Raw genomic sequence first — 7,875 nt, 5'->3', positions numbered from 1 at the left:
GAGCCGCGGGTGATTTTGCAAAACCAACGGACTAATTAATTTTCAGGGCCTGGACATTATTTTTGTGTCATATACATAGGGGCGCAGCAAGCGGCGCCCCTACACAATCCGTGTTTTAACTAAATAATTCCTTTTCAATCATCGCCAATAATTTGCGATACCCCGTGCTCAGTTTTTTGCGCAGTTGGCGTACGTCCACATAATAAGCAGCGCGTTTGCCGTGGTATTCCACGGGTGCGCCAATCGGTGTGAAGTGGATGCCGACAAAATTCAGGCTGCGCGCCAATCTGGGTTCCATCATTACAAACACATGGTGGATCCGGTTTTTATGGCAGAGTGCGATTGCGGATAAATATAAACTGACGGCGATATAGGGAAAAAAGCGAAGTTCTTGTGTGGAAAAGGTTTGTTCGTTGATGGCACCAGTGGCGCCACCGGCAAATTGGTCTACTTGCCGTTTTCTAAACGTGAGTGGTACGGCGAGGCGCGATATTTCACAAATCTGGTGCGGTAAAAAATGGCGTGGGCGCAATTGCTCATCGGTAATCGCCTGTGGGCAGAATTTTTCCATCGGCAAGAGTTCATCACTATTGCGTGTGGCAATTAATCGCAGTGTGCCAGCGAGTGCACCGGAACTGGCGTGGCGAATAAAACAGTGGATTGAACGCAGGTCAAATTCATCTTGTTCGATATGGTGATTGTTAGTTTCTTCAAAATGTAATTCTTCGCAATAGACTTGATAGCGAAGTTTATATACCTCCTGTTTTAATGCTTCGGATTTGGCCAATTGTGGTTTTAAATAATTGGAAAAGTGTTTGGCAATTAATTCTGCTTCATCGCTTGCCAGTGCGGCGGCATTTTTTTGTGGTGTGGTACTAATAACCTGGTCAGTAGCTGTTTGTTTGAGTGATTTCATATATTCCCTGTTTTCCTTTCCAATCGTATCAAGAGATATTGTAGTGCCCGGATTTGCTCTCTTGCCTAACTAAATAATTCTATGGGTAATCCAGTATATTCAGAATCTGTATTCGCTATTTTTCTGTAGAGCAGATATGCACTAACAACTAATGCTATGCAAATTTTTGATTATTCGCTTTTGTGCTATTCACGGCATTTACCCATTCGTGTACCTGTGCTCTAGTAGAGCCGTTTCCCTGCGTCATTATTTGTGCGTTAAAACTCCATCATTAACCCTGTGATGTTTAAGGAGAGCAGCATGCGTATCGATGAAATGATTACTGCAATACAACAAGAGTTGGGTATAGGCGTGGATGGTAAAGCCGGGCCGGAAACATGGGGTGCGATTTATAAAAAAATCTGTAAGGTCACTAAAGCTGAAATGGTGCAAGTGGTGGGCGCTTTGGAACCCGTTGATGCGCGCAGTGAAAAAACTATCGCAACCCTCCTGCCGGAAGTCCAACCCTTTGCGCGTGCGCTGGTGCAAAAGGCCAGTGCGAATGGCATGTCGATAAAAATCCTGAGCGGTTTGCGTACCTATGAAGAACAAGATGCGTTGTATGCGCAGGGGCGAACCGCGCCGGGTAATAAAGTCACTAATGCAAAGGGTGGGTTTTCCAACCACAATTTTGGTATCGCATTTGATATAGGTATTTTTGAGGGGGCTAAATATCTGGGGGATTCTCACAAATACAAAGCGGTGGGGGTATTGGGGATGGAATTAGGTTTGGAGTGGGGCGGCAATTGGAAAACCATTGTCGACCAACCCCACTACCAACTGCGGCCACTATGGGCCGCCAACTTGGCAGAGCGCGATATGTTGGCTGAATTGCGTGCGCGCAAAGCGTCAGGCAAAGGCGTATATAGCTAATGCCCTGTTTTGGTGAATCATCCGTTTAGCTTCTATACTGCCAGACATAAAAACCATAAATCGGAGTGTTAATTCAGCGGCGGGTGATTACACTCCAGCCGCTGCCGCTTAAGCCGTCTGCCACAATTAATCAATAAATTTTCCCTGGTTAGTGCGAGTGTTCTCCTGCTGTAGGTTCTGCAATACCCAACCAAGTCAGTTTATTAGGTACAAAATCCAATTGGATTGTGGTGCTCACTTTTGCCTCATCCAAATGTATTTGTTTAATCTGGTTGGCAATTGGATCGCTCACGTACGCAAAGTGCCCTGGTGTTAATGCTAGTTCAAATTTGCTGCCGGTAGGCAGTGCTGTGATATCGCTGGTAATGGTTTGTACTCGTGCCTTAAGGCTCCAGTCGTCGCTTTTTAAAATAGTTAGCTTGCCCTGATTATCCAAAATTACAAAAAGCGCTCCGTCGTCGGCAAAACCATAACTGCTAGCTGTGGGTGCAGGAGTAATGCTGGCATCAATCCAATTAACAGGGGTGATGGTATTGGTGCTGGTATTGATTGCATAAAATTGCCCTGCCGCTATGCCGATAAACTCATCCACAGAATTGTCGCTAATCACAGTGCCTATGCGGGTGGTACCGGTAAAAATTGCGGGGTTGGCAATTTTTTTCGCGGTGAACGTCGTACCGGTTTGGGTGATAACCAAGATTCCATCCGTGCAGCCAAACGCAATTTGGTTTTCATTTTGTGCGCTGCCGTGCAGGCCGGGGCAGGTTTCGTTGAAAATAGTTTCATCCACAAAGTAACCATTGTGCGCGCGATAAACCGCAACCCGGTCAGGCAGGGTGCTGGTGGTGGTTGCATCGCGCACCGTGGAAATTAAATAATCCCCACGCCCTTGGGCTGCACCGTGCATATGGGTAGAGTATTCCAGTACTGTGCCTGCGGTATTGTTGGTAATATCTGTTTCAGTAAATACGCCCACACTGGCGGGTGTGGCAGTCTCGCCGTTGCCATCAAAAAAAATCACGGATTGTTTATCGGTGCCGGTAAAGTGTGTTGGTCGTGTTTTGTTGGTACTGAACAACATCTGTTTTGGAGCTTGCTCGTAATCGTGTAAATGATCGCCGTGATCCTCTTGCCACAATCCGCCATCGATAACATCAACGCGGTCAGCAGTGCGCTGAATAATAAAACCGTAGCGATTGTTCGGGCTTGAGTAGAGCGCGCTGGGCGCTTCACTCACAGCCATTTCATGTAAGACGCTTTTCTCATTGAGATCAACCACACTGACTTTAGCTTGGTCTTTGATGGAAATTAACAAGCGTCCCTGTGTTGTTACTTCATCATCGTGATCATGGTCATCGTCGATAGGGACAGGTTCGCGTTCAACAATTTTGGTATCGCTGCCGCCACAACCACTGAGAAGCGCGACAACAAATAACAATGTAAGGCTCGGTAGCACATTTGTTTTCATTTCTCGTTTACCTTTTGAAGACTGCTTATTTCAGACAATAGTTATGGATACCCGCCTGCGCGGGCATGACTAATGCCTAGTGGATTAGAATAAATTAAGGACTAAAAATTGCCGCTAATACCTACTGCAAATGAACGTGCGGGTAGCGGAGCTTTATCCTTGAGGAAGGAAGCGTGCACGCGTGCGTATTCGTCAGTGAGGTTGTGGCCTTTGAGATAAATTTTTAGTTGGTCGCTGAACAAATAACTCACTTGCGCATCAATGAGCGTGTAGCCGTCGGTGTTGGTTTCAAAGGCAGCGGTTTGGTCTTGTTCGAAATAATGTTGGCCACTTAATTCGGCGCGCCAGTTACCGATTTCATATTCACCGCGCGCACCGACCCGAAATGGTGGAATGCGCGGTAAATCGCCGCCTTCATCCAATTGCGCGCGAATATAGTCACTGGTGAGGCTGAGTTTGAACGGCGTGCTCAATTGCCAAATGATTTCGCCTTCAAAACCATAGAGGTTTGCGTCGCGCGCCTGATAAATAAATACCGGTAATTCGCTGCTATGTTCGTGTTCATCTTCACCGCTTTCACTTGCATGGTCATGCGCACTTTCACGTGTCATGCCTGTATCGGCCAGGTAGTAATAATTGTCGATGCTGTTGTAAAACGCGTTGAGGATAAAACCAAAATCGCCTTCGAATTTGCGCAGCGAAAGGTCGATATTGTTGGAGGTTTCCAACTCGATATCCGCACGCGTCAAATCAAAATGAAATTCACCTGCTTCATCTTCCACGACTTGTAGCAGTGCGCCCACTTCATACAAGCCCGAGCCAATATGTGGGCCGAATGAAAATAATTCTGCTGCAGAAGGTGAGCGTTCTGCATGGGTGTAAGAAAAGGCGAGGTTGTAGCCGGGGGTGAAATCCCACACCAATCCGGCGGAGGCACTAAACGGTGTTGATTCGTTATCGATAGAAAATACGCTTAAGTATTCGTCGTGGTGATCGCCTTCATCTTCATGGTGATGTTCATTTAAATCGACGCGCATGTTGTCTGCTGATACTTTGACTTGTTCGATGCGCGCACCTAATTGCACCAGCACATCGCCAAAGTGACGCTCTTCCATTACCGCCAATGCGACGCTGCTGGTATCGCTGGGTGGTGTGAATGCCTCTTCACCAATTGCCGAAAAGTCGGCGTGTTTGTAGTGCACACTCACTGCACCGCGCCAATCCGCGAGTGGGTGGTGGAATAAATCGATACGCGCTTCCTGGCTCTCGTTGTTAAACGTCGTTCCAATCGCACCATTTTCAATTTCGCTGTGTTCGTAATCGGTAAAACCAAAACGGGTATTGATTGCGCTGAACCAGTCGTCGTCAAGCGAGAGTTCACTCAGGAATTGCACGCGGTCCTGTTTTAAATCGGCGTAAACATCCACCGCTTCGCCTTCGTGGCCGTGACCGGGAATACCGTATTGGCGTTCAAGATGTCCATAGGAAAGGCCGACAAAACCTTCATCCACAATGTAACTGGTGCCCAGGTTAAAACCTTTTGCTTCAGTGGATGAGTTGGCTAAACGATCTTCGTTGTGCTCTGCGTGATTTTCCTCTTCGTGCTCTTCATGAGTTTCGATTTCTGCAGCGCCGGGGATTTTATAATCGTCTGCTTCACGCCAGAATCCATCCATATGCAAACCCACATTGGCCACGCCGGTATTGCCACTGGCGGAGACAAGTTTGTCATTGGCGACGGAGTCGCGCTCCAAACGCCATTCGCCGTAGGTATCGGTGCCTTGCGGTACACGGTCATCGACGATATTCACCACACCGCCAATCGCACCGCTGCCATAAAACAAGGTGGCAGGGCCGCGCAGGATTTCTATCTGGCGCGCGGTTGAGGCTTCGGTTGCCACGGCGTGGTCGGGGCCAACGCGTGAGGCATCGCCAGCGTCCAATCCATTCTGGGCGATCAAGACGCGCGGACCTTCAAGGCCGCGGATAATCGGGCTGCTCGCCACCGGGCCGTAATAATTGGAGTGGACCCCGACTTCATTTTTTAACGTCTCACCGAGCGTAGATGCCTGGCGGTCGCGCAGTTGTTCACCACCCAGCACAGTCACTGGCTGCGCCGATTCCATATTGGATGCGTGCCAAGGCAGGCCAACCACATTCACCACTTCCATTGCGGTGCTGCTCAGTACCAGCTCGGCAGGTTGATCGCCCTGCGCAAGATGAAAGGTTTTGTGCATAAATGCCGGGGCTTTTACATGCAGCTCGACTTCTTTACCGGTTTGGATAGGAAGGCTGAATTCGCCGCGTGCATTGGTGCGTATCTGTAGGTTGGAACCCACCACATCCAGACTGGCGTTGGCAATTGGCTGCCCTTGTTCATCGCGCACCACGCCTTGCACTTGCGCCATTGCCGAGTGGCTGGCGGCGACTATTGCCAGGCACAGCAAGGACTTAGTCATATTTTTCTTGATAACCAACATCTCTCTCTCCACAACAGTAGCAAAACAGATTTGCCAGTCAGGTTGACTAGCGATTGAAATTTTCTGTGATGTTATACTATAACGTTTACGTGGGCAACAAAGCTTGCGGTGGAGTGTTTAAATATCTGTCGGGGAGAGGTTTGAGGAAAAGGCAGGGCTATAAAAACAACAAAGCCCCATCTTGTGGATGGGGCTTTTTGGGGCAAAAGCTAAATCGCTATTAAGCAGCGATTTTTGCTTTTCTGCGTCTCAAGCCAAGACCAAGGGTGGCCAACGCCAAGCCAAGCAAACCGAGAGAGGTAGGCTCTGACACTGGAGTACAAGGAACGCCTGGAGTTGGTACGCATTGTTGGTTGCCGCCATCAACAGTCAGGGTTGCTTTACCCAAAGTGACATACCAACCTTCTTGATTCAAATCGATATCCATTTTGACTTGCAAGCCAGCATTAACCTGAGCTTGTGCCCAGCTGTATGAAGTCAAATCGATAGAAGTGAAAGCCCAAATATCATTTGCGCCGTCCAGATTACCCATACCTAACCAGCTGCTGCCATCGAACACATAAATCATGTCGATTTCACCTTGCCAGCCTGGAGCAAACTCATCTACGTCAAAGGCAGAAATATCCAACACGATTGAGGTGAAGGTACCTGCGATAGCAGCATGGTTCCAGCCCCAATCTTCCTGAGCGCCTCTGTAATAGGGTGAGTTGTATTTGTTAGCGTCTTGGTCAACAAAATATTCGGTAGCGGTGTTATTCGCATACTCCTGAACATCTGTAACTGGTACTGCAAAAGCAACAGAAGACAAGAGTGCAGAGCATGCAGTTAATGCGAGCAATGATTTGGTGAGAAAGTTTGACATAGTAAAGTTCTCCTAAACTTTAGAATTTAAATATACGTCCCGGTGTGTTGTTTATTCCCCGAAAAATATCGGGAACAACATGAACTAGGGAAGAATCAGAAAAGCAATCTTTTTTTTATATTGCCCTAAAAAGGATTGCTGAAAAATGTAGAGCAAAAAGGAGGCCAATTTATGCTGTGGCTTGGTGCGCAAGGGTTTTGAGGTGATAGATCAAGCAATAATTATGTGCACTGTAAAACATTTCGACGTTGACGGTTCTATCAGTTATATCGAAATAGACTTTTTAATTATTAATAGGCAGATGCCTGAATCGGTAAAATCGAGATGGGTTATTGGCGCTTGACTCGCCCTAAGTAACCTCGTAACTTGCGCGCCGAGGTGTCTGATGGGCAATTACTCTCTGTAACGAGAGCGCCAGGATCAGAGTCAATGGGAAGTCGGTGCGTATTCGCCAATAGAGAGTAAAGGTGATACAACCCCGACACTGCCCCCGCAACGGTAAATGCTGCTTGCAGCATGAGTCCGATACCAGCCTCACACCCGGAGCCATAGCTCCTTTTGTTCACGATGTCGCGGAGGGCAACATCGGTGGAAATCTGTGTGTATTTTGGGCTGCGTCCATACCTCTTTTTCCGCTTTCCCTCCCTCATCCCATTTAGGATTGAGGAATCTCATGTCTAGAAAGTCAACTAACCAAATGCCCGTCCAATCGCGCGCGTTTTTAATCAGCAGCCTGAGTGCTGCCATTGTTTGTATCATCGCTCCAATAACATTTGCGGCAGAGAAAAAGCTTGAAACCGTTTATGTGAGCGCAACACGCAGCGAAACCGTGCAGATGCCGGTTGCGACACAAATTAAAGTTATCACTGAAGAAGAAATTCGCGTAAGTGGTGCAAAGTTATTATCTGAAGTGTTGCGCACGCAAGCGGGGATTCAATTAACAGACTCAGACGGTAGCGGCGCGCGCAATGTGACTGCTTCCATGCGCGGTTTGTCGGGTGCTAACAACGTGTTGGTGCTGGTGGATGGACGCAAATTAAATAATCCGTCACTCGCTGCACCTGCGTTAAATACCGTCTCATTAAAAGATGTAGAGCGCATTGAAATTGTGCAGGGCAGTGCGGGTGTTCTTTACGGTGATCAAGCGGTTGGTGGTGTGATCAATATCATCACCCGTCGTGCGGTTGCTGGTGAAGTGGATGGATCAATCAGTGCAACCATCGGTACTGATAATCTT

At 47.8% G+C, this 7,875-nt stretch carries 6 protein-coding genes and 1 riboswitch; of the genes, 2 read left to right on the top strand and 4 right to left on the bottom strand.

Going from position 1 to position 7,875, the window contains the following annotated elements:
• Positions 1 to 115 precede the first annotated feature (115 nt).
• Positions 116 to 916, bottom strand: coding sequence for a PEP-CTERM/exosortase system-associated acyltransferase (locus ACWA6V_RS13520; protein WP_449522983.1), 801 nt, complete (start codon positions 914 to 916; stop codon positions 116 to 118).
• A gap of 300 nt (positions 917 to 1,216) precedes the next feature.
• On the opposite strand from ACWA6V_RS13520, the gene ACWA6V_RS13515 reads away from it, so the two are divergent.
• Complete coding sequence (locus ACWA6V_RS13515; protein WP_449522982.1) at positions 1,217 to 1,828, top strand: M15 family metallopeptidase; 612 nt, start codon at positions 1,217 to 1,219, stop codon at positions 1,826 to 1,828.
• A gap of 148 nt (positions 1,829 to 1,976) precedes the next feature.
• Here the strand turns inward: ACWA6V_RS13515 and ACWA6V_RS13510 are convergent, their stop codons facing one another.
• The 3 genes from ACWA6V_RS13510 to ACWA6V_RS13500 form a co-directional block, all read right to left on the bottom strand.
• Positions 1,977 to 3,296 (bottom strand): 5-methyltetrahydrofolate--homocysteine methyltransferase, encoded by a 1,320-nt coding sequence (locus ACWA6V_RS13510; RefSeq protein ID WP_449522981.1) that lies wholly within the window; start codon positions 3,294 to 3,296, stop codon positions 1,977 to 1,979.
• A 101-nt stretch (positions 3,297 to 3,397) separates the two neighbouring features.
• The gene (locus ACWA6V_RS13505) at positions 3,398 to 5,755 is read right to left on the bottom strand and encodes a TonB-dependent receptor (protein WP_449522984.1); all 2,358 of its coding nucleotides are present in this window, start codon (positions 5,753 to 5,755) and stop codon (positions 3,398 to 3,400) included.
• A gap of 241 nt (positions 5,756 to 5,996) precedes the next feature.
• On the bottom strand, positions 5,997 to 6,638 hold the full coding sequence (locus ACWA6V_RS13500; RefSeq protein WP_310073544.1) for a PEP-CTERM sorting domain-containing protein: 642 nt from the start codon (positions 6,636 to 6,638) through the stop codon (positions 5,997 to 5,999).
• A gap of 359 nt (positions 6,639 to 6,997) precedes the next feature.
• Positions 6,998 to 7,189: riboswitch (cobalamin riboswitch) on the top strand.
• A gap of 122 nt (positions 7,190 to 7,311) precedes the next feature.
• On the opposite strand from ACWA6V_RS13500, the gene ACWA6V_RS13495 reads away from it, so the two are divergent.
• Positions 7,312 to 7,875: TonB-dependent receptor plug domain-containing protein (locus ACWA6V_RS13495; RefSeq protein WP_449522980.1), on the top strand; the 564-nt coding region annotated here is incomplete at its 3' end.

This window comes from Cellvibrio sp. (assembly GCF_053579595.1).
The sequence above is the reverse complement of the archived record's forward strand: the minus strand, read 5'-3'. Positions and strand labels throughout refer to the sequence as shown.

What these genes read in the sequence shown, in the direction of transcription:
- ACWA6V_RS13500 (WP_310073544.1), bottom strand. Translation starts at nt 6,638, where the DNA reads ATGTCAAACTTTCTCACCAAATCATTGCTCGCATTAACTGCATGCTCT.
- ACWA6V_RS13510 (WP_449522981.1), bottom strand. Translation starts at nt 3,296, where the DNA reads ATGAAAACAAATGTGCTACCGAGCCTTACATTGTTATTTGTTGTCGCG.
- ACWA6V_RS13515 (WP_449522982.1), top strand. Translation starts at nt 1,217, where the DNA reads ATGCGTATCGATGAAATGATTACTGCAATACAACAAGAGTTGGGTATA.
- ACWA6V_RS13505 (WP_449522984.1), bottom strand. Translation starts at nt 5,755, where the DNA reads ATGACTAAGTCCTTGCTGTGCCTGGCAATAGTCGCCGCCAGCCACTCG.
- ACWA6V_RS13520 (WP_449522983.1), bottom strand. Translation starts at nt 916, where the DNA reads ATGAAATCACTCAAACAAACAGCTACTGACCAGGTTATTAGTACCACA.